This window comes from Arthrobacter sp. 210 2 (assembly GCF_059093025.1).
In genome coordinates this window covers 131,394-149,351 of record NZ_JBNHIE010000001.1, presented here as the reverse complement: position 1 = coordinate 149,351, position 17,958 = coordinate 131,394, and the positions used below count along the sequence as shown (strand labels likewise).

Here is a 17,958-nt window from a genome sequence, read left to right as displayed (position 1 = left end):
CTGCCGCCCTGTGGCAGAGTGGACCCATGGACAAGGCTCCGCAGAATTCGCCCCACAACGCAGCGCACCCTCCCCGGCAGGACCTGGACAGCGGGAACGGAGTGTCCGGCAACCAGGTCTTCCGGCTCGCGCACCGGGTCTCCGACACTTTCAACAGCGTCCGGATCCAACTGGCCAAGCGCTGGAAGTTCGTTCCGCAGACCATCGCCTACCAGGGCTACGGATCCACCAGCCAGGTCAGGGTGCTGGGCCGCGTGTTGATGACCCAGAAGCCGCTGCCCGGCAGCAAAGCCGAACACGAAGCCCGGAACGGCAACCAGAACGTGCGCGGCTGGCGTGCCTTCACCGGTGTGCCGCTGCAGTTCACCGACGTCGAAATCACCATTGGCGATGTTGTCACCCACGTCCAGGCGGACCGCGGCGGCCTGATCGACACAGAGGTGGACGTCGAGCTCACGCCGGGCTGGCACACGGCCGTCCTTAAGGCGGAAGGGACCGAACCGGTTGAGGCGCGGATCCGGGTGATCGCACCGGACGTGAAATTCGGCATCGTGTCCGACATCGATGACACCGTGATGGTGACTGCATTGCCCCGGCCGTTCCTGGCACTGTGGAACACGTTCGTCCTGAGCGAGCGCGCGCGGATGGCCACCCCCGGGATGGCCGTGCTGCTGGACCGGCTGACCATCGAGCACCCCGACGCTCCGGTCATCTACCTCTCCACCGGCCCCTGGAATGCGGCTCCCACCCTGGCCCGGTTCCTGAACCGCAACATGTACCCTTCCGGGGCGCTGCTGCTGACGGACTGGGGCCTGACCCAGGACCGCTGGTTCCGCAGCGGCCAGGACCACAAGCACCGCAACCTGGAACGGCTCAGCAAGGAGTTCCCGGACATGCAGTGGCTCCTGATCGGGGACAACGGCCAGCATGATGAGGCCATCTACTCCGGCTTCGCGTCAGAAAACCCGGACAAGGTTGCGGCCATCGCCATCCGCCAGCTGTCCGTCAGCGAGTCGGTATTCGCCGGCGGCCATTCCGAGGACGGGGACCACACTGCTTCCAGGGTGCCGTGGATCTACTCCCCGGACGGCGCCGGCATGGCCAAGCAGCTGGCCACGCTCGACCTGCTCTAAGCCTTCCTACGCGGTGGCACCCAGCGGGGCCACGCCGTCGTCGGGCGCTTCCGTGGCGAGGTCATCCGCGGCTGCCGCCTGGGCGATGGCGGCACCGGCCGCGGCGGCGAGGTCGCGTTCCTCGATGAGCTCCTGCAGCCAGAAGTAGGAGGCCTTGGGTGTCCGCTCGAGGGTTTCGAAGTCCACGTGCAGGAGCCCGAAGGGCTGGTTATAGCCTGCGGACCACTCGAAGTTGTCCAGCAGGGACCACACGTAGTAGCCGCGCAGGTCCACCGACTCCGCCACGCCGCCGGGAGCCGTTGCCCGGAGCGCCGTTTCCAGGTGGTCCGAAAGGTACTTCAGCCGGCGCTCATCAGGAATGAATCTGGTGTTGGTGGACTTGTCCCGCACAATGATGTCCTCGAAGCTGGCACCGCCCTCGGTGAGGATCACGGGAGGCAGGTTGGGGTACCGCTCCGCCATCTCCTTCAGCGCCACGGCCATGTACTCGGGTTTCACCGGCCAGCCGTAGGACGTGATGTCCGCTTCCGGCCACGTCTCCACATGGAACGGGGTTCCGCCGCTGCCCGCTGCGCTGAGGTCGCTGCCCATGGCTTCCGCCATGCTCGCAGGGACCGCGCCGCCACCGGGACCCACCGCCACCTTGGTGGGCATGTAGTAGTTGAGCCCGTAGAAATCCAGCGGCTGGGAGATCAGGGCCATGTCCTCCTCCGGGTGGTCGAAGGAGCTGAAGAACTTGGCCGCCCGGATCAGGTCCGGGTATTTGCCGGTCAGCACGGGATCGGCGTAGAGCCGGTTCTGGGCGAGGTCCATGAGGCCGGCGCTGATCCGGTCCAGGGGGTTGATCGAGTTCGGGACCATGGGCGAGTACACGTTGGTCATCCCGATCTCGCCCGGCACGCCGGCCGCACGCAGCGCCTGCACGGCCAGGCCGTGTCCCAGGAGCTGGTGGTGGACCGTGGGGAAGGCGCCCAGGACCAGTTCCTTGCCCGGTGAGTGCAAGCCCAGGGAGTAGCCGTTGGTGCTGACGGTTGCGGGTTCGTTGATGGTGACCCAGCGGGCCACGCGGTCGCCAAAGGCTTCAGCCAGGATGGCTGCATACTCCCCCAGCCTGTAGGCGGTATCCCGGTTCATCCAGCCGTCCGCCTCATCCAGCGCCAGGGGTGTGTCCCAGTGGTAGATGGTGGCCATCGGTGAAATTCCGTTGGCCAGCAGCTCGTCCAAAAGGCGGTCGTAGAAGGCCAGGCCTGCCCGGTTGGCCGGTCCCTTGCCCGTTGGCTGGATCCGCGGCCAGGCAAACGAGAACCGGTAGGAATCAACGCCCAGCTGCTTCATGAGGGCAACGTCCTGGGGCATGCGGTGGTAGTGGTCGCAGGCAACCACGGGGCTGTGGTCCTCCACGATGGCGCCGGGCTTTGCGGCGAACACATCCCAGCCGGCGGGCCCGCGGCCGTCCTCATCCAGGGCCCCCTCAATCTGGAAGGCTGCGGTGGCAACTCCAAGCGTGAATCCCGGCGGGATCAGTGCTGCGAGGTCCTTGGCGGTGATGTGCATGGGGCGGGCCTTTTGTTCACGTATGGATAAGTACGTCTCAGGATGGCACACCGTAAGGATGCTGACGAGTCGCCACTGCCAGGGTCTGGGCATGGATGAAAAACTGGGGAAGTTCATCGACAATTTTGCCGACTTGGTGCAGCTCGCACAGGAAGGACGCCATCAGCGACAGGCCGGAACACAGCTGCTCGACACGCTCACGGAGCACTTGGGAGTGGCCGCAGCGGACCTGGCAATGGTGGAGGAGCAGATTCCGTTCCACCGGTTCGTGGACGCGGACATTATCCTGGCAGAGCTCGCGGCCCTTGATCCGGACAACAGGCTGGTGGGAATTGGCGGCGGCGGCCAGCGCCATCACGCCTCCCTCAGTGACATGGTGCAGCAGTCCCAGCTTTTCCCGCAGTTTCCGTTGTCCCAGCCGGACTACGTCAATCTGGCGGTCGGTCCGGACACGCAGCGCCAGGCGGTGGGCTTCGGGCTCCGGCTCTTGACGTTCGGCGGCGGCAGGATAGCGGTCCTGCAGCGCGCCGCGGACCCGCGCTCCGGGCGGCAGACGGCATCCCTGGAGGTTGTGGCCGCCGTCCCGGAAACAGGGACCGCGTTCCTTGCCGAATACCGTCGGCGGATGGACAGCCAAAGCGTCCTGAAGGGCCAGGTGATCTCGCTGGCGATGGGCGAGTTCGGTCCCAGCAGCGGCGGCGTGACCTTCCACCACCGGCCGCTCCTGGAAGCCACGGAAGTCATTCTGCCGGCAGGGCTTCTGCAGAAGGTTGCGGACCATACAGTGGGCATTGCCAGGCACCGGGAATCGTTGCGGGCCCACGGGCAGCACCTGAAGCGCGGTGTCCTGCTGTACGGCCCGCCGGGCACTGGAAAGACGCACACGGTGCGGTACCTGCTGGGCCAGAGTACGGGCGCGACGGCGGTCCTCCTCTCGGGCGGTTCGCTTGCCAGGATTTCCGAGGCGGCGCGGATGGCCAGGGCGCTGCAGCCTTCCATCGTGGTCCTGGAAGACTGCGACCTGATCGCCGAGGACAGGAGCTTTGGCCACGGGCCGCAGCCGCTCCTGTTCGAGGTTCTGGATGCCATGGATGGCCTGGACAACGATGCCGACGTCGTCTTCGTTTTGACGACGAACCGGCCGGACCTGCTGGAACGCGCCCTCGCCCAGCGCCCGGGGCGGGTGGACCTGGCGGTGGAGATTCCCTTCCCCGCACTTCACGAGCGCGTTGAGCTTCTCCGGCTTTACGCCCGCCAGGCGGCGTTCAGCTCCGAGGCATTGGAGGCGGCCGCCGAACGCACTGCGGGCACCACCGCTTCCTTTGCCCGGGAACTGGTCCGGCGGGCCGTGGTGGCGGCTGCCCTGGCCAACAGCCCCGTTGGCGATGCACACCTCGCGAAGGCGGTGGAGGAGCTGATGGCGGATGCAGAGTCGCTGACGCGCAGCCTCCTGGGCAGCGGCAGCTAGCGCTACTGCGAGCCGAACAGGAACTCCTTGGCGTGTGCCACAGCCTTGCGGAAGGCATCGTTGCGGAGGGTCGCCAGGTGCTCGGTTTCGCCGTCCGCCGGTTCCAGGTAGCCGGTGTAGCCAGGGCGCAGGACCCAGATGTCTCCGGCCGGCGGGAGGTAGAACACGCCGAAGGACCGCTGCTGCTTATCCTCGGTTGTCCATACCGGCACCACGGCCAGGGCGGCACCGGTGGCCGGGTTGATCCACTGGGCACGCGGCAGCGGCTCCTCATGCGCTTCCGGGTCAAGGAATGGTGCGGTTCCGGTGCCCCACCGCTCCTCAAAGCGTTCGTGGAATGCCGGAATCAGGTGTGAATCGTAGCGTCGCCAGTCGCTCATGCAGTTCTCCGCCTCCTCGCGGTTATTGTTGCCACGCCGCGCAAAAAACTAGGACCAGGGCCCGCTTTCCCAGCGCACGGGGGTAATCCTGATGGTGTGCCCTGAAGTCCCGCCGCGGGTGTGGACCTTCCGGACGGGAATCGCCTGCGGCGCCGACGCCGCCCGCTGCTTGTCGTAGGCCGCCCGCCGCTCCGGATCCCGCAGTATGTTGAACGCCTGCATAATGCGCAGCAGCTCGCCTTCGGGTGCCGTGCCGCCGTCCACATCCGGGTGGTGGCTGCGCATCAGTGCGCGGTAGGCCCGGGATATCTCCTGCTGGCCGGCGTCCGCCCGGACGCGCAGGATTGCGTAGTAATCAGGGGTGTCTGTCATCTCAGCCCTTTCCACTCCGCCGGCGCAGAAGAATGCCGGGTGCGGGCCGTGCCGGGGCACCGCCCGCACCATGCCGCCTCGCTACGTTCCGATCTGCTGCCTCTGGGCCTGCTGCGTCTCGATCTCGATCTTGCGCGGCTTGGCGCGTTCGGCCACGGGAATCCGCAGGGTCAGGACGCCATGGTCGTAGCTTGCTTTGATGTTGTCCGTGTCCAGGGTGTCGCCCAGGATCAGTTGCCGGCTGAAAACACCGCGGGGACGCTCGGCAGCCACCAGCTCAACATTGGGCTGCGTGGGGTCGGAGCGTTCCGCCCGTACGGTGAGGACGTTACGTTCGACATTCAGATCCAGCGAGTCGGTCTTGACGCCCGGAAGGTCAAAGGCCACTACGAACTCGCCGTCTTCCTGCCAGGCGTCCATCGGCATGGCGGCCGGCCGGGCGGCAGTGCCAAAAACCTGCTGCGTGAGCCGGTCCAGCTCACGGAACGGGTCCGTGCGCATCAACATCATGTCCCACTCCTTCAGCTTTTAGGATGTTGGATCAGTACCATATCCGCCCACCGATCTATGGTGATGGATATAGATTTTTTATAGCACCCGTGGGAAACTGAGGCAAGACCGCGCAACGACGATTTTGGAGAGACGTTATGGCAGACCCCGGAGCAGGACGGGCCGGCCGGCCCGCCAGCGGACATGCGCTCTACGCCATCTCCGTTGCAGCCAAACTGGCAGGAACAGGCCAGCAGAACATCCGGCTCTACGAGAGCAAAGGACTGTTAACACCGTCACGGACGGCCGGCGGCACGCGTCAATACAGCGATGACGACGTCGCAGTGCTGCTGCGTATCGGGGAACTCCTGGACCAAGGACTCAACCTGGCGGGCGTTGCCAAGGTGCTGGAATTGGAGGCAGCCAACATGAGGCTGCACCGTGCCCTGAAGCGCGCCAGATCCAGGCCGTCCGCCTGATACACGCGTTCCGGGCCCTAATCCCCCGGCGAGTCAGCCTTGGACAGCTCCCCCGTGATCCTCTCCCCCGGCACCCTGGCGGTCCGCCACGTATCCACGGCGATCACGACGCCCAGGATGATCAGGGACAACGAGACCGAAGCGAGGGCGTCGCTGAGCCAGTGGTAGCCCAGGTACAGCCGGCTCAGGGCCGCCAGCACGATTCCCACGCCCGCTCCGACGAAGCCGAGCACGGCGGCCCGCGGGTTCCTGCGCCGCGAGAAGATCAGGAAGGCTCCCACCAGGAGGAAGTCACAGGCCCCCAGGACATGCCCGGAGGGGAACGAGAAAGTGTGGTCGATCCCGAAGAGCATCTGGTCCACCGGCGGGCGTGACCGCCGGACAATCTGGAGGATGATCTGCGAAATGATGACACCGGTGAGCATCGCCGACGCCAGCAGGATGGGCCGCCAGGCGTGCTTGGCGGCGAATCCCCAGACCAGGATGACCACCAGCACAATGATGGGCAGGGCAATGGGGCCAAACACCACGGCAAGGAAGATCATGATCGCCGTGATGGTGTCGGACCGCAGGCCCAGGAGCCAGTCACGGACAGGCCCATCGGCCGCGGACAGCCCATCGGCCTGCACCACGCTGATGAGGGTGGCGATAAAGAGCGCCACGCCCGCAGCCACCAGGATGACCGAAGCACGGTAGAGCGCGCGCCGGTCCCCCGGCTCCAGGTAGCGCTCCTCCACCACGAACTTGTCGTGGAAAGCGCGCCACCGGCCGTTCTTTTTGGCGGTTGTCCCGGAAGCTCTTCCAGAGCCCGACGATTCCTGCTGTCCCACTGTGACCATCCCTGCGCCGTGAAGTTTGCTTAGGGTGAAGATTATCCCGGTTGGCGCCTGCGCGGGCGGTAGCCTGACTCCATGGGCGTGATGAATGAACTCATCGATGCGCAGGCGGTGAAGACGCTGGCCGGCATCCTCACGGCGGTTGCGCCCGACGTGACATGGGAACGCACCGCCGCTGCCGCTTCGCTGCTGGGCGATCTCAACCTTCGCGCCCGTACTGATCTTGTTGCCGGTGCCCTGGTGGATGACATCAGAAACAGCCCCGGACGTGGGTATCCGACGGCGGCGGCCAGCTTCCGCGCGGCCCTGCCAGTTCCGGAGTTCACCGGCTGGACCCTGTGGCCGGTTTCCGAGGCAGCTGCCACCCTGTGCCTCGAGTCCGGTTCCAGGCAGGACTTTGACGATGCCCTCGCGCTGCTGACCGAGCTGACGCCCCGGCTCACCGGCGAGTTTGCCATCCGCCGGCTGATCGCCCGGGATCCGGACCGGGCTCTGGCAGCGGTACTGGACTGGACGTCCCATCCGGATGAGCATGTCCGGCGCCTGGCCAGCGAGGGCACCCGGCCATACCTGCCGTGGGCGGTGCGTGTGCCTGCCCTCGTCCAGCGGCCAGAGGCCACCGTCCCCATCCTCGATGCGCTCTACCGCGACCCCTCCGAGTACGTTCGGCGTTCGGTGGCCAACCACCTCAACGATGTTGCCCGGCACGCCCCGGACCTGGTGGTCGCAACCGCCCGGAAATGGCTCGGGGCAGCAGACAACAACACCGGGTGGGTGGTCCGGCACGGGCTCCGCACGCTCGTGAAGAAGGGGCATGCCGGTGCCCTGGGGGTGCTGGGCTTTACGCCGGCGTCCGTGATGGTTACCGGACCGCGCCTGGACAGGGACGTCCTCACGATTCCCGGGGAACTGACGTTCGCCTTCGAAATCTCCAATACCGGTGCCCGGGATGTGCGGCTTGCGCTTGACTATGTTGTCCACTACCAAAAGGCCAACGGCACCCAGTCCGCCAAGGTCTTCAAAATCTCAACCCTGACTCTGGCGCCGGGCGAGAGCAGGAGCCTCTCCAAGCGCCACGCGTTCCGGCAGATGACCACCCGGGTGCATCATCCCGGCCTGCATGCTTTGGAACTGCAGGTCAACGGTGCCCTGCACGGCCGCACGGAGTTCCGGCTGGAGGCGGGCTAGAACGAGCCGGTGGTGAACTGCCAGGTACGGGTGGCCAGCTGGTTCCCCGCAAGGTCGCGGACGGCTGTTCCGCCGCCTGTCACCGTCACGGTGTATTTGGTCTTGGCGGCCAGTGACTGCTGCGGGTCGAGGATCCACTGGTTCGTGGTGCCGTTCCGGAAGACGGCGGCCGGCACCACCGCGCCGGTGGCTGCGTTCCTCACGGTGAACGTGGTGCCGTTGACGCCCTGGACTGCCTCGTTGAAGGTCACGCTGATGTTGTTGCCGCGGCGCACCAGCAGCGCGTTGCTGCCGGGGGTGGTGCCGGTGACCACCGGGGCCGGGCCCGTCAGGAAGGTCCAGCTGACCGAGGCCAGCGGGGTTCCCGTAGTGCCGCGGATGGCCGAGCTTCCGCCCACCAACGTTGCGGTATAGGTTGCATCCGCGGCCAGGTTGGCGGAGGGGTCCAGGGTGGCCGTCCGGGTGGTGGCGTTGTAGGTGACGCTGGCGGGGACGGTGGTGCCGGCAGCGTTCTTGAGCACGAACGTTCCTGACGTCAGTCCTTGTACTGCCTCGCTGAAGGTGGCGGTCACGTTGGCGCCGGACGGCACGGACGTGGCATTGGCCCCGGGACTCACGGCACTGACGGTGGGGGCAGGCGCGGGAGCGGGGGTCGGCGCGGGAGCAGGGGCAGGCGCGGGAGCAGCATTCACGGCGCCGGCGTAGAGCAGCCGGTTGGGCGTTCCGCCGGTGGCGCCGGTGACGGCCCCGGACGTTGCACCGGACACCAGGGTTCCCGCAACCTGGGCTGGCGTGAGGGCCGGATTCTGCGACAGCAGCACGGCGGCGGCCCCGGCTGCGTGGGGCGCGGCCATCGAGGTCCCGGACATGGAGGCCGTTGCGGTGGAGGTGGTGTGGAGCGCGGAGGTGATGGCTACGCCCGGGGCGTAGAGGTCCACGCACGTGCCGAAGTTGGAGAAGGAGGCCTGGCGGTCGGCGGAGTCGCTGGCGGCGACGGTGACAGCGCCGGTAACCCGGGCGGGGGAACCGCCGCAGGCATCCACCGCGGAGTTGCCGGCGGCAACCACTGCCGTGACGCCGTCGTTCATCACTGCCTGGATGGCTGCGTCCACCGCGGTGCTCGCGCCGCCGCCCAGGCTGAGGTTGGCCACGGCCGGCACGCCGGCGGGGTGGTTGGCGGCAACCCAGTCAAGTCCTGCCACCACATCGGAGTTGTAGCCGGAGCCGTTGCAGTCGAGGACCCGGACCGGGACCACGGTGGCTGCCTTGGCTACCCCGTAGGTGGCACCCGCCACCGTCCCGGCAACGTGGGTGCCGTGGCCGTTGCAGTCGCCGGAGCCCCTGCCATCGGCCACGGCGGTCCAGCCGGCCGTCACCCTGCCGCCGAAATCGGCGTGCGATGCGAGGACTCCGGTGTCCACGACGTAGGCCGTCACTCCGGCCCCGGCCGCTGTCCAGGAGTAGGAGCCGGAGAGCGGCAGGGGCCGCTGGTCCACCCGGTCCAGGCCCCAGGGCGCGGGCTGCTGCGTTGCGGAAATGCTGACGGGGGCGTCCGCTTCCACTGACAGCACACGGCCGGAGCGGGCAAGAGCCTCTGCCTGGGCAGGATTGGCGGTGACCACGGCGCCGCGCAGCGCGTGTTTGAACGTACGGCCGACGGCGAGGCCCTGCCCGCGCAGGTGGGCAGCCTCAGCATCCACATCGGCATTGGCGGCGTACTGCACGATGTAGCGGCCGGTTGCTCCGGCATCGGCTTTTGGCGCGGCAGCGGCAGGCACGGCGGAAACGGAAAGGGCTACGGCGGAGGCCAGCGCTGCGGCGGCGGGCAGCACAAAGGATGAAGTGCGAATTTTGGGGTCCTTGGTGTGGCGTTGGAGCTGCGGGGGGCGGGGAAATCCACCGCTCTACCAACAGGATAGGAGCCCGGGATGCGCCGCCGGCGGGTCCTTGCAGGATCCTGTGGGAAGCCTTGGGGATTCCTGCGGCCGGGACTATTCCCGGTGGTTCCGCCAGCTGTGTTCCGGCTCGAAGCCCAGCAGGCGCCGGGCCTTGTCGATGGAGAGCATGGTCTCGTGCTCGCCCAGTTCCCGGGTGACCTTCACCTCGGGAAACACCTCGGCCGCGAGGCTTGCGCTCGACCGGCTCATCACAGTGTCCGCATTGGCAATGATGAAGGCTTCAAAGCCCGGCCTGCCGTTCTCCAAAGCCCGCACCACTGCCTGGGCGCCGTCCCTGCCGTCGATGTAGCCCCACAGGTTCCATTTCCGAAGACTCGGGTCAGCATCGAAGGACGGGAACCTGGTGTAGTCCTCCACGTCCATGACGTTCGAGAACCGCAGGCCGACAATGCTTAGTTCCAGGTCCCAGCGTGTGAGTTCCGCTGCCATCTGCTCCTCCAGGTGCTTGACCAGGGAGTAAGTGCTTTCCGGCCGGGCAGGGTATTCCTCGTCCACGGGGATGTAGGGCGGGTCGACGTCGAACGGCAGTCCCAGCACCGTCTCGCTGGAGGCGTACACCACCTTCTTGATGCCTGCCCGGCGGGCAGCCTGGAAGACGTTGTAGGTGGACAGCATGTTGTTCTCGAACGTCGCGGCGTCCGGAAGGATGCCGGGCGCCGGGATGGCACCCAGGTGCACCACGGCGTCGAAACCGCTGTGCCTGTCATCCACGCCCAGCAGGGCATCGAGCACCTGGCCGTAATTGCGCAGGTCCACCACCAGGAGTCCCGGGCTCCGGGTGCCTTCCCGGTCCAGGTTGAGGACCTCGTGGCCGTCGTCGATAAGACGCCGGACAACGTGCCGGCCCAGTTTTCCACTTCCGCCGGTGACGGCAATTCTCATCAGGAGGTCCTTCTGTTGGAGGGGCGCACCGGCTCAGGCTCCGGTACGGGTGGCCAGGAACTTTTCGACGGCGGCGATCGCCAATGCCGTGATCTCGCCCGGATCGCCGCTGCCGTTCACGGAGACGAGGATCCCCCGGCCGGCATAGACCGAGACAACTTCATGGGTTTCGCGGTGGTAGAGGTCAAGCCGGCGCCGGAACACGTCCACCGTGTCATCCGACCGTCCCTGTTCCTCCGCCCGCTGGCGCATCCGCCGCTCCAGTTCGGCGTCGGGGGCACGCAGTTCAATGACGGCGTCCAGGGCGACTCCCTGGGAGGCGAGCATGTTGTCCAGTTCCATCACCTGGGGCGCGGTACGGGGGTAGCCGTCCAGCAGGAAACCCGACTGGACGTCACTGTCCAGGAGCCGGTCCTTCACCAGGGCATTGGTGAGGTGGTCCGGGACGAAGTCGCCGCCGTCGAGGTACTCCGCGGCCTGGCTGCCCAGTTCTGTCTGCTGGCTGACGTTGCTCCGGAAGATGTCGCCGGTGGAAACGGCCGGCACGCCGAAGTGCCGGGCAAGGTGCTCGGCCTGCGTCCCCTTGCCCGAGCCGGGCGGACCGATAATGAGCAGTCTGGTCATGTTCCTGTCCTCCGCGGCGCAACAGCCGCTGGTTTCCGGGTCCGCCGCCGGCAGCCCGGCGCCTGCTTCATTCTGCCGGTTAGCCCCGGCCGGCGCCAGCGGCCCGCCCGCCGGGAAGCCATATATGACTCTTTTCCGCGCCCGGGGATGTATATACTTCTGGGTATCGGTTTAGCAGCAGGCCGTTGGAAAGTTCGTCGATCCAGCGACCTTCACCGGCTCCCCGCCTCTCGGGTGGGACGGTTGGGTGTTGCCGGCTCGTTTTGACCTGAACGAATGGCACCAAAACCCGTGGCCAGCGAGTCAACAGCAAAATCCGATACATCCATAGCCGAACACCTGAATGAACTGGTCCTCAACAGCTCTGACGTTGAGGACTTCCTTAACGAACTGGCACAGGTGTCGGCGCGCAACCTCTCCGAGCCCGGAGACGAGATCCTGTGCGCCATCACCCTGCTCCGGAAGCGGAAGGCTGCCACTGTGGCCAGCAGCAGTCCGGAAGCCAAAGCAATCGGCCAGCTCGAGAACGAATTCAGCGAAACACCCAGCATGACGGCCTACACGTCGCAGAAGACCGTAAACGTTCCCGACGTGCAAGACGACGGCCGCTGGCCCGAATACTCCTCCGCCGCCTTCGCCCAGGGTGTCCGATCCGTCCTGGCACTGCCGTTCGAGCTCGAAGGCGAAACCAAGGCTGCCCTGGTCCTGTACTCGCGCCGCCCCCAGCGCTTCGAAGCCCGCGACCTCGAGTTCGCCGAGGATTACGTCAGCCAGACGTCCCTCGCCCTGCGGCTGGCGGTGCGCTTTGCCCACTACAGCGAGACGGCGGCCAACCTGCGTGCCACCCTCGAATCGCGGACCGTCATCGACATGGCAGTGGGCATCATCATGGCGCAGAACCGGTGCAGCCAGCATGACGCCTTCGAGATCCTGAAGACCGCGTCCAGCACCCGCAATTCAAAGCTGCATGATGTGGCTGCCGCCGTGGTGAACGCCTTGGGCCAGGGCCCGGCCCGCACCCACTACGACGGCTAGCCGGTCCCTCAGCTGCGCAGTTGTTAGCGGTGCACGCGCGAACAAGCCTGCGGGCGATAGACTGGGGCCAACTTTCTGCCGGGGGGGCTTTGATGGAAACCAAACGCGTCTGCCTCGTGGTGGAAGACGACAACGATATCCGTGGACTGATCAGCGTGGTCCTGCAGCGCGCCGGTTTTGAGGTGAGGGCTGTTTCCACCGGTGCCGAGGGAATCGCCGCGGCGGCCGACCCTGCCATCGCACTCGTCACCCTGGACCTTGGCCTGCCGGACATGGACGGGCATGTGGTGGCGCGCGCCATCCGCGCGCTGAGCAAGGCTCCCCAGCTCTTCCTCACGGCGAGGTCGGAGGAGGACGACGTGCTGGCCGGCATGGCCTCAGGGGCCGCCGCCTACCTCACCAAGCCCTTTCGCCCGAAGGAGCTCCGGGAGCTCGCGCTGCAGTTATGCCCCGCACCCGTTTCACAGGCCCCTCACATATCCGGCAAATCTCTCTGCTAACTTCGCTGCCTAGAAATGAGGCATGACTCCTCAGCAGCAGAAAACACAGCGTAAGCCCGGCCGCGTCCGCCGCGCGGGACCCGTCGCTGTAGGGGCTGCGCGATGACGCGGCGGGTAGCGCCGCGGTTCTATCCGATGCCGGCCGTCGCCTCGGCGTAGGCGGTGGCCTGGTCACGGACCTGGACCAGGTAGGTATCCGACTGGTTGTAGGAGTAGATGGCCCCGGTCCATCCGTTCGCGGTGGTGAGGTCACGGCCGTGGCCGCACAGGTAGCCGGCTGCACTGAGCGCAGCGTCGTCGATGTTGAAGGGATCCGCTGTCCCGTCACCGTTTCCGTCCTGCCCCGCAAGCTCCCATGTGGAGGGAATGAACTGCATGGGCCCCACGGCACGGTCCCAGCGTGCGTCGCCGTCCAAGGCTCCGGCATCCGTATCAGCGATGGCGGCGAACCCGTTTCCGTCCAGGCTTGGGCCAACAATGGGTCCGCTGGCCTGTCCTGCGGAGTCCAGGCTTCCACCGCCATAAGCTCCGTGGCGGGATTCGACGAACCCGACGGCCGCCACCGTATTCCAGCCGATGCCGCAGCCCGGGGAGGCCTGGTTGGCCGCGCCGGCCGCAGCCACGTAGGCCCGGAGCGCCCGCGCGGGAATGCCGGTCTGCGCGGCAGCCTCAGCGACCCACTCCGCGTCCGCGTTCCGGGTGATGTTCACGGCCGGCGTGATGCCGGCGGACAGCATTTCAAGTTTCGCCTCCGACCGCGGCGGCGGATCAAGAGCCACGCGGGCGTCCGCGCCGGACTGCTGCAGTGCCCAGAACGACAGCGGCGTGATGACGCAGATCGCAAACACGGTGAAGACCAGGAGACGCCTCAGGCGCAGCACGGCGTCACGGGAGACAGTCACGCGTTTGATCCTATCGATCGAAACCCGCCAAACACTCATATTCGCGGCTGGGCTCCGTCACAGCACCCGCACAGCTTGGGCCCGGAAAGTAAAGACCAGCCCACCGAAAACACCCCGGAGAATCCCATGAACTCACTTATTTTCATCGTCGCGGACCTCGCGGCCATCAGCATCCTCACCTTCGCCCTGTACCTGCGCCGTCATCGCCGGCGAGACCTTGTGGTCTCCTACCTGGGCATGAACGTGGGAGTCCTGGCCGTCGCCACCGCTTTGTCCGGCTCGGCGGCCGGCCTGGGCCTGGGGCTTGGCCTCTTCGGCGTCCTGTCCATCATCCGGCTCCGGTCCACCGAACTGGCCCAGCACGAGGTGGCTTACTACTTCTCGGCCCTGGCGCTCGGCCTGATCGCCGGGCTGGGCATCGAGCCCCTGTGGCTGACCGGATCACTGATGGCCCTGATCCTGCTGGTGATGTTCGTGGGAGACCACCCCCGCGTCCTGCCCGCCCACCGCCACCAGACGGTGGTCCTGGACCGGGCCATTGCCGAAGACGGCGAGCTCTACGCCCGGCTCGAGGAAGTGCTGCACGGCAAGGTCCACTCAGCCACCATCTCGGAACTGGACCTGGTCAACGACAAAACCATCGTGGACGTGCGGTACGCCTACTCCCCTGAGGCCTTCCCCGCCGCGCCGGTCACCGTTTCGGCAATCACGACGGCGGCGCCCGCGGCTCCTGCCTCCCGGCCTGCCCACGCCGCAGCCCCCGCCGCCCCGGCACACTCCCCCGCCCACGCCCAGGCAGGTGCGGCGTGAGCGCCGCGGCAGCAGCCGCCGTCGGGAACCTGCACCTCCTGCCACCGGTAGGGCTCGAAGAGCTCAACGCCGAGGCCGCGCTACAGACCCGGGTGGACCGGAAGTACGTGGTTCCCACCGGGCTTGCCCGCCAGCTGCTGGGCTCGTTCAGCAGGGGCATGCGGGTACTGGAGATGGATGGCGCCCGCAGCTTCGCCTACGACTCCGTCTACTTCGACACCGCCACCCTGGACAGCTACCTGCTTGCAGCCCATGGTCGGCGCCGCCGCTACAAGATCCGCACCCGGACCTACGTGGACAGCGCGGTGAGCTTCCTGGAGGTCAAGACCGAGGGCGCCCGTGAAGCAACCGTCAAGGAACGCATTCCCTACCACCTTGAAGACCGCGCCCGGCTCACCGCGGAAGGCCTCGACTACATCCGCGAAACGCTTACTGCCGCCGTGGGCTCGGTACCCGCGGGCACGTTGGAGCCCGTGCTGGAAACGCGGTACCACCGCACCACCCTCTACCTGCCAGAGTCCGGCAGCCGCGCCACCATCGACACCGACGTGACCTGGCAGCGCCCGTCGCACGGGTCCTGGGTGCTGGCCGACGCCGTCATCCTGGAAACCAAGTCCGGCTCCACCGCCGGCCCCCTGGACCGCCACCTCTGGGCACATGGCGTCCGGCCTTCCCGGATTTCCAAGTTCGCCACAGGCATGGCAGCCCTCCGTCCCGACCTCCCCGCCAACCGCTGGAACCGGACGCTTCGCCGCAGCCTGGCACTGCGGCCTGCGGCCTAGCTCCAGCTCCCCATCCGGCTCGAGCCCCCCCTCCAACTTCCCGAAGGAACACACCATGAAAAGTCTCCGTACCCACCTCTACGTTGCCGCCCTGGCCGCCACTATTGCCCTGGCCGGCTGCTCCGTGGCGGGCACCACCGCCACCGGCGTCTCCGCCATCAGCGGCAGCGGCACATCGTCCACCGCGACCTCCGGCACGGCGCAGGCCGTCTCCCTGGACACCCTCGCCGCCGATACCCACTACGACGCCGATGACCTCACGTGGGATGCGGCCTCCGAAGTAGCCGTGGCCTTGGCGGACGGCGCCAGCTCCGTTACCTCGGGTTCATCCGACGCCGTAACGGTCGACAGCGACACCGTCACCATCAGCGCCGCCGGGACCTACCGGCTCAGCGGCTCCCTGTCCGACGGGCAGGTGGTGGTGGCCGCCGGCGAGGAGGATGTAGTGCGCATCATCCTGGACGGCGCCGGCATCACCAGCTCCACCGGTTCACCGTTTGTGGTGCAGAGCGCCAATGAAGCCATCGTCTACCTGGCGGACAGAACCACCAGCTCCCTCAGTGATGCCGCCACCTACGCGGACCAGGGAACGGAGGCCCCCAACGCCGCCCTCTACTCCATGGCGGACCTGACCATCGCCGGCACCGGCGCCCTGACCGTGGACGGCAACTACAACGACGGCATCTCCGCCAAGGACGGCCTGGTCCTGGCCGCCGGCACCGTCACCGTGGACGCGGCGGACGACGGCATCGTGGGCAAGGACTACGCGGTGCTGCTGGACGGCGCCTACCAGGTCAGCGCCGCGGGCGACGGCTTCAAATCCGACAACGAGGAGGACGAGGGCCGCGGCTGGGTGCTGATCAACGGCGGAACCCTCAACGTGGCCTCCGGGGACGACGGCATCAAGGCCTACAACACCCTCACCATCGCCGCCGGCAGCACCACCGTGGAGGAATCGGAGGAAGGCCTGGAAGCCCAGCACATCGTGATGCAGGGCGGCACAGCCACCGTCACGGCCAACGACGACGGCCTGAACGCCTCGGGCGGGTCGGCCACTTCCACGTCCGGCGGCGGAGGAATGGGCGGCGGCAGCATGGCGGTCGGTGACTACACCGTGGACGTCAGCGGCGGCCTGTTGACCATCAACTCGCAGGGCGATGGCCTCGACTCCAACGGCAACGCGAATATCTCCGGCGGCACCGTTGTGGTCAACGGCCCCACCAACAGCGGCAACGGCTCCCTGGACGTCAACGGCGAACTGGCAGTGACCGGCGGAACCCTTGCCGCCGCCGGAAGCGCCGGCATGGTGGTTACTCCGGGTGAGTCCTCAACCCAGTCGGGCGTCCAGGCGACGCTGGGCTCGACGGTTCCGGCGGGAACAGTGATCCAGGTTGCCGACTCCGCCGGTACCGTGGCGGCGGCCTTCGTTACCACCAAGGCAACCGCGTCCCTGGTCTTCTCCTCCGCAGCCATCACCCAGGGTGAGGAGTACACGGTCTACACCGGCGGCACCGCAACCGTGAGCGCAGGCATCGGCGAAGGCTCGCTGGACGGTGCCACCGAACAGGGCACCGTCACCGCCGGCGAGTACACCGCCGAGCAGGGCCCCGGCGGCGGTGGCGGCGGCCCCCGCTGGTAGGAAAGCGCGTCCGGCGACGGCGGCGGAAAGCCGCCGTCGCCGTCGTATTTCGCTAACCCTTACTTTGCGAGGAAGCGCAGCAGTGCTTCGTTGACCTCGCCCGCGTGGGTCCACAGCAGGCCGTGCGGGGCACCCTCGATCTCCACGTACTCTGCGCTGGGCAGGGCCTTGGCGAACAGGCGTCCGGTGGAATCGATCGGAAGGATGTTGTCCGCGGTGCCGTGGAGGATCAGGGCGGGAACGTTGATCTTGGGGACGTCCTGGCGGAAGTCCGTCAGCCAGGTGGGCTGGGCGGCCACGGACGCGATTGCCCCGGAGCCGGCTGCCAGGTTCCAGCTTGCGTTGACCAGCTCCTGGCTCAGGCGGGGAGTGCCCAGGAAGGTGTCCGAGTTGTAAAAGTTCTTGAAAAATTCGGTGAAGAAGGCGTACCGGTCTGCTGTGACTGCTTCCGTCAGCCCATCGAAGACCTCCTGCGGGACGCCGTCCGGGTTGTCGTCGGTCTTGAGCAGGAAGGGCTCCAGAGAACCCAGGAAGGCGGCCCGGGCCACGCGGGTCGAACCGTAGTTGGACAGGTAGCGGGCAACCTCACCGGTGCCCATGGAGAAGCCCACCAGCACCACGTCATTCAGGTTCAGGGTGGTCAGCAGCTCGTTCAGGTCGGCGGCGAAGGTGTCGTAGTCGTAGCCTTCGGTGGTCTTGCTGGACTTGCCGAAACCGCGGCGGTCGTAGGTGATGACGCGGTAGCCGGCGTCCAAGAGGGCAGCGGTCTGCTTTTCCCATGAGGACCCGTCCAGGGGGTAGCCGTGGATCAGGACCACCGGCTGGCCTGAGCCATGGTCCTCGTAGTAAAGCTCGATGTCAGTGCTGTTTTCAGTTCCAACGGTAATGAAAGCCACGCGGCAATTCCTTTCGAGACTGATCGGAGCG

The 17,958-nt window shown here is 67.0% G+C and carries 19 protein-coding genes; 9 read left to right on the top strand and 10 right to left on the bottom strand.

The features are described from left to right. The first annotated feature begins 26 nt into the window (after positions 1–26). Entirely contained in the window at positions 27–1,133 is a 1,107-nt protein-coding gene (locus AC5RWA_RS00730; RefSeq protein ID WP_494056161.1) for an App1 family protein phosphatidate phosphatase, read from the top strand. Between the two features lie 6 nt (positions 1,134–1,139). Here AC5RWA_RS00730 and AC5RWA_RS00725 read toward each other — a convergent pair whose 3' ends face one another. Further along, positions 1,140–2,687: a glycoside hydrolase family 1 protein gene (locus AC5RWA_RS00725; RefSeq protein ID WP_494056160.1), complete on the bottom strand. Its 1,548-nt coding sequence runs from the start codon at positions 2,685–2,687 to the stop codon at positions 1,140–1,142. A gap of 91 nt (positions 2,688–2,778) precedes the next feature. On the opposite strand from AC5RWA_RS00725, the gene AC5RWA_RS00720 reads away from it, so the two are divergent. Further along, a complete protein-coding gene (locus AC5RWA_RS00720) occupies positions 2,779–4,155 on the top strand; it encodes an AAA family ATPase (RefSeq protein WP_494056159.1) in 1,377 nt (458 codons plus the stop codon). A gap of 2 nt (positions 4,156–4,157) precedes the next feature. On the opposite strand, the gene AC5RWA_RS00715 is transcribed toward AC5RWA_RS00720, so the two are convergent. From AC5RWA_RS00715 to AC5RWA_RS00705, 3 genes are all read right to left on the bottom strand, one after another. Further along, positions 4,158–4,535, bottom strand: coding sequence for a hypothetical protein (locus tag AC5RWA_RS00715; RefSeq protein WP_494056158.1), 378 nt, complete (start codon positions 4,533–4,535; stop codon positions 4,158–4,160). A gap of 48 nt (positions 4,536–4,583) precedes the next feature. Then, positions 4,584–4,907: a J domain-containing protein gene (locus AC5RWA_RS00710; RefSeq protein ID WP_115523965.1), complete on the bottom strand. Its 324-nt coding sequence runs from the start codon at positions 4,905–4,907 to the stop codon at positions 4,584–4,586. Between the two features lie 81 nt (positions 4,908–4,988). After that, complete coding sequence (locus tag AC5RWA_RS00705; protein WP_079598877.1) at positions 4,989–5,414, bottom strand: Hsp20/alpha crystallin family protein; 426 nt, start codon at positions 5,412–5,414, stop codon at positions 4,989–4,991. Between the two features lie 140 nt (positions 5,415–5,554). On the opposite strand from AC5RWA_RS00705, the gene AC5RWA_RS00700 reads away from it, so the two are divergent. Then, positions 5,555–5,875: a MerR family transcriptional regulator gene (locus tag AC5RWA_RS00700; protein ID WP_494056157.1), complete on the top strand. Its 321-nt coding sequence runs from the start codon at positions 5,555–5,557 to the stop codon at positions 5,873–5,875. 17 nt (positions 5,876–5,892) lie between these two features. On the opposite strand, the gene AC5RWA_RS00695 is transcribed toward AC5RWA_RS00700, so the two are convergent. Then, positions 5,893–6,714: a phosphatase PAP2 family protein gene (locus tag AC5RWA_RS00695; RefSeq protein ID WP_494056156.1), complete on the bottom strand. Its 822-nt coding sequence runs from the start codon at positions 6,712–6,714 to the stop codon at positions 5,893–5,895. 72 nt (positions 6,715–6,786) lie between these two features. On the opposite strand from AC5RWA_RS00695, the gene AC5RWA_RS00690 reads away from it, so the two are divergent. After that, on the top strand, positions 6,787–7,899 hold the full coding sequence (locus AC5RWA_RS00690) for a DNA alkylation repair protein (protein WP_494056155.1): 1,113 nt from the start codon (positions 6,787–6,789) through the stop codon (positions 7,897–7,899). On the opposite strand, the gene AC5RWA_RS00685 is transcribed toward AC5RWA_RS00690, so the two are convergent. From AC5RWA_RS00685 to AC5RWA_RS00675, 3 genes are all read right to left on the bottom strand, one after another. Continuing rightward, positions 7,896–9,731, bottom strand: a complete 1,836-nt coding sequence (locus AC5RWA_RS00685; protein WP_115523902.1) for a S8 family serine peptidase — start codon at positions 9,729–9,731, stop codon at positions 7,896–7,898. The genes AC5RWA_RS00690 and AC5RWA_RS00685 overlap by 4 nt on opposite strands. Positions 9,732–9,890: 159 nt before the next feature. Continuing rightward, the gene (locus tag AC5RWA_RS00680; protein ID WP_115523901.1) at positions 9,891–10,739 is read right to left on the bottom strand and encodes an NAD-dependent epimerase/dehydratase family protein; all 849 of its coding nucleotides are present in this window, start codon (positions 10,737–10,739) and stop codon (positions 9,891–9,893) included. A 33-nt stretch (positions 10,740–10,772) separates the two neighbouring features. Continuing rightward, the gene (locus tag AC5RWA_RS00675; protein WP_494056154.1) at positions 10,773–11,363 is read right to left on the bottom strand and encodes an adenylate kinase; all 591 of its coding nucleotides are present in this window, start codon (positions 11,361–11,363) and stop codon (positions 10,773–10,775) included. Between the two features lie 291 nt (positions 11,364–11,654). Here AC5RWA_RS00675 and AC5RWA_RS00670 point away from each other — a divergent pair, with 291 nt between their 5' ends. Together AC5RWA_RS00670 and AC5RWA_RS00665 are read left to right on the top strand one after the other, a co-directional pair. Further along, positions 11,655–12,398 carry a GAF and ANTAR domain-containing protein gene (locus AC5RWA_RS00670; protein WP_079598838.1) on the top strand — a complete coding sequence of 248 codons (744 nt, stop codon included), beginning with the start codon at positions 11,655–11,657 and terminating at the stop codon, positions 12,396–12,398. A 92-nt stretch (positions 12,399–12,490) separates the two neighbouring features. After that, the gene (locus AC5RWA_RS00665) at positions 12,491–12,898 is read left to right on the top strand and encodes a response regulator transcription factor (RefSeq protein WP_494056153.1); all 408 of its coding nucleotides are present in this window, start codon (positions 12,491–12,493) and stop codon (positions 12,896–12,898) included. A 128-nt stretch (positions 12,899–13,026) separates the two neighbouring features. On the opposite strand, the gene AC5RWA_RS00660 is transcribed toward AC5RWA_RS00665, so the two are convergent. After that, positions 13,027–13,779 carry a lytic transglycosylase domain-containing protein gene (locus AC5RWA_RS00660; RefSeq protein WP_275727867.1) on the bottom strand — a complete coding sequence of 251 codons (753 nt, stop codon included), beginning with the start codon at positions 13,777–13,779 and terminating at the stop codon, positions 13,027–13,029. Between the two features lie 147 nt (positions 13,780–13,926). Between AC5RWA_RS00660 and AC5RWA_RS00655 the strand changes: the two genes are divergently transcribed. The 3 genes from AC5RWA_RS00655 to AC5RWA_RS00645 are packed head-to-tail and all read left to right on the top strand — an operon-like array spanning position 13,927 to position 17,031. Beyond that, positions 13,927–14,610 (top strand): DUF4956 domain-containing protein, encoded by a 684-nt coding sequence (locus tag AC5RWA_RS00655; protein WP_275727859.1) that lies wholly within the window; start codon positions 13,927–13,929, stop codon positions 14,608–14,610. Then, on the top strand, positions 14,607–15,392 hold the full coding sequence (locus tag AC5RWA_RS00650; protein WP_275727861.1) for a polyphosphate polymerase domain-containing protein: 786 nt from the start codon (positions 14,607–14,609) through the stop codon (positions 15,390–15,392). Before AC5RWA_RS00655 ends, AC5RWA_RS00650 begins: the two co-directional genes overlap by 4 nt. Before the next feature lie 55 nt (positions 15,393–15,447). Continuing rightward, entirely contained in the window at positions 15,448–17,031 is a 1,584-nt protein-coding gene (locus tag AC5RWA_RS00645; RefSeq protein WP_494056152.1) for a carbohydrate-binding domain-containing protein, read from the top strand. Positions 17,032–17,090: 59 nt separating this feature from the next. Here AC5RWA_RS00645 and AC5RWA_RS00640 read toward each other — a convergent pair whose 3' ends face one another. Continuing rightward, entirely contained in the window at positions 17,091–17,927 is an 837-nt protein-coding gene (locus AC5RWA_RS00640; RefSeq protein WP_494056151.1) for an alpha/beta fold hydrolase, read from the bottom strand. Positions 17,928–17,958 lie beyond the last annotated feature (31 nt).

Coding starts and splice junctions, on each gene's coding strand:
- AC5RWA_RS00730 (WP_494056161.1), top strand. CDS start 27: ATGGACAAGGCTCCGCAGAATTCGCCCCACAACGCAGCGCACCCTCCC.
- AC5RWA_RS00725 (WP_494056160.1), bottom strand. CDS start 2,687: ATGCACATCACCGCCAAGGACCTCGCAGCACTGATCCCGCCGGGATTC.
- AC5RWA_RS00720 (WP_494056159.1), top strand. CDS start 2,779: ATGGATGAAAAACTGGGGAAGTTCATCGACAATTTTGCCGACTTGGTG.
- AC5RWA_RS00715 (WP_494056158.1), bottom strand. CDS start 4,535: ATGAGCGACTGGCGACGCTACGATTCACACCTGATTCCGGCATTCCAC.
- AC5RWA_RS00710 (WP_115523965.1), bottom strand. CDS start 4,907: ATGACAGACACCCCTGATTACTACGCAATCCTGCGCGTCCGGGCGGAC.
- AC5RWA_RS00705 (WP_079598877.1), bottom strand. CDS start 5,414: ATGTTGATGCGCACGGACCCGTTCCGTGAGCTGGACCGGCTCACGCAG.
- AC5RWA_RS00700 (WP_494056157.1), top strand. CDS start 5,555: ATGGCAGACCCCGGAGCAGGACGGGCCGGCCGGCCCGCCAGCGGACAT.
- AC5RWA_RS00695 (WP_494056156.1), bottom strand. CDS start 6,714: ATGGTCACAGTGGGACAGCAGGAATCGTCGGGCTCTGGAAGAGCTTCC.
- AC5RWA_RS00690 (WP_494056155.1), top strand. CDS start 6,787: ATGGGCGTGATGAATGAACTCATCGATGCGCAGGCGGTGAAGACGCTG.
- AC5RWA_RS00680 (WP_115523901.1), bottom strand. CDS start 10,739: ATGAGAATTGCCGTCACCGGCGGAAGTGGAAAACTGGGCCGGCACGTT.
- AC5RWA_RS00675 (WP_494056154.1), bottom strand. CDS start 11,363: ATGACCAGACTGCTCATTATCGGTCCGCCCGGCTCGGGCAAGGGGACG.
- AC5RWA_RS00665 (WP_494056153.1), top strand. CDS start 12,491: ATGGAAACCAAACGCGTCTGCCTCGTGGTGGAAGACGACAACGATATC.
- AC5RWA_RS00655 (WP_275727859.1), top strand. CDS start 13,927: ATGAACTCACTTATTTTCATCGTCGCGGACCTCGCGGCCATCAGCATC.
- AC5RWA_RS00645 (WP_494056152.1), top strand. CDS start 15,448: ATGAAAAGTCTCCGTACCCACCTCTACGTTGCCGCCCTGGCCGCCACT.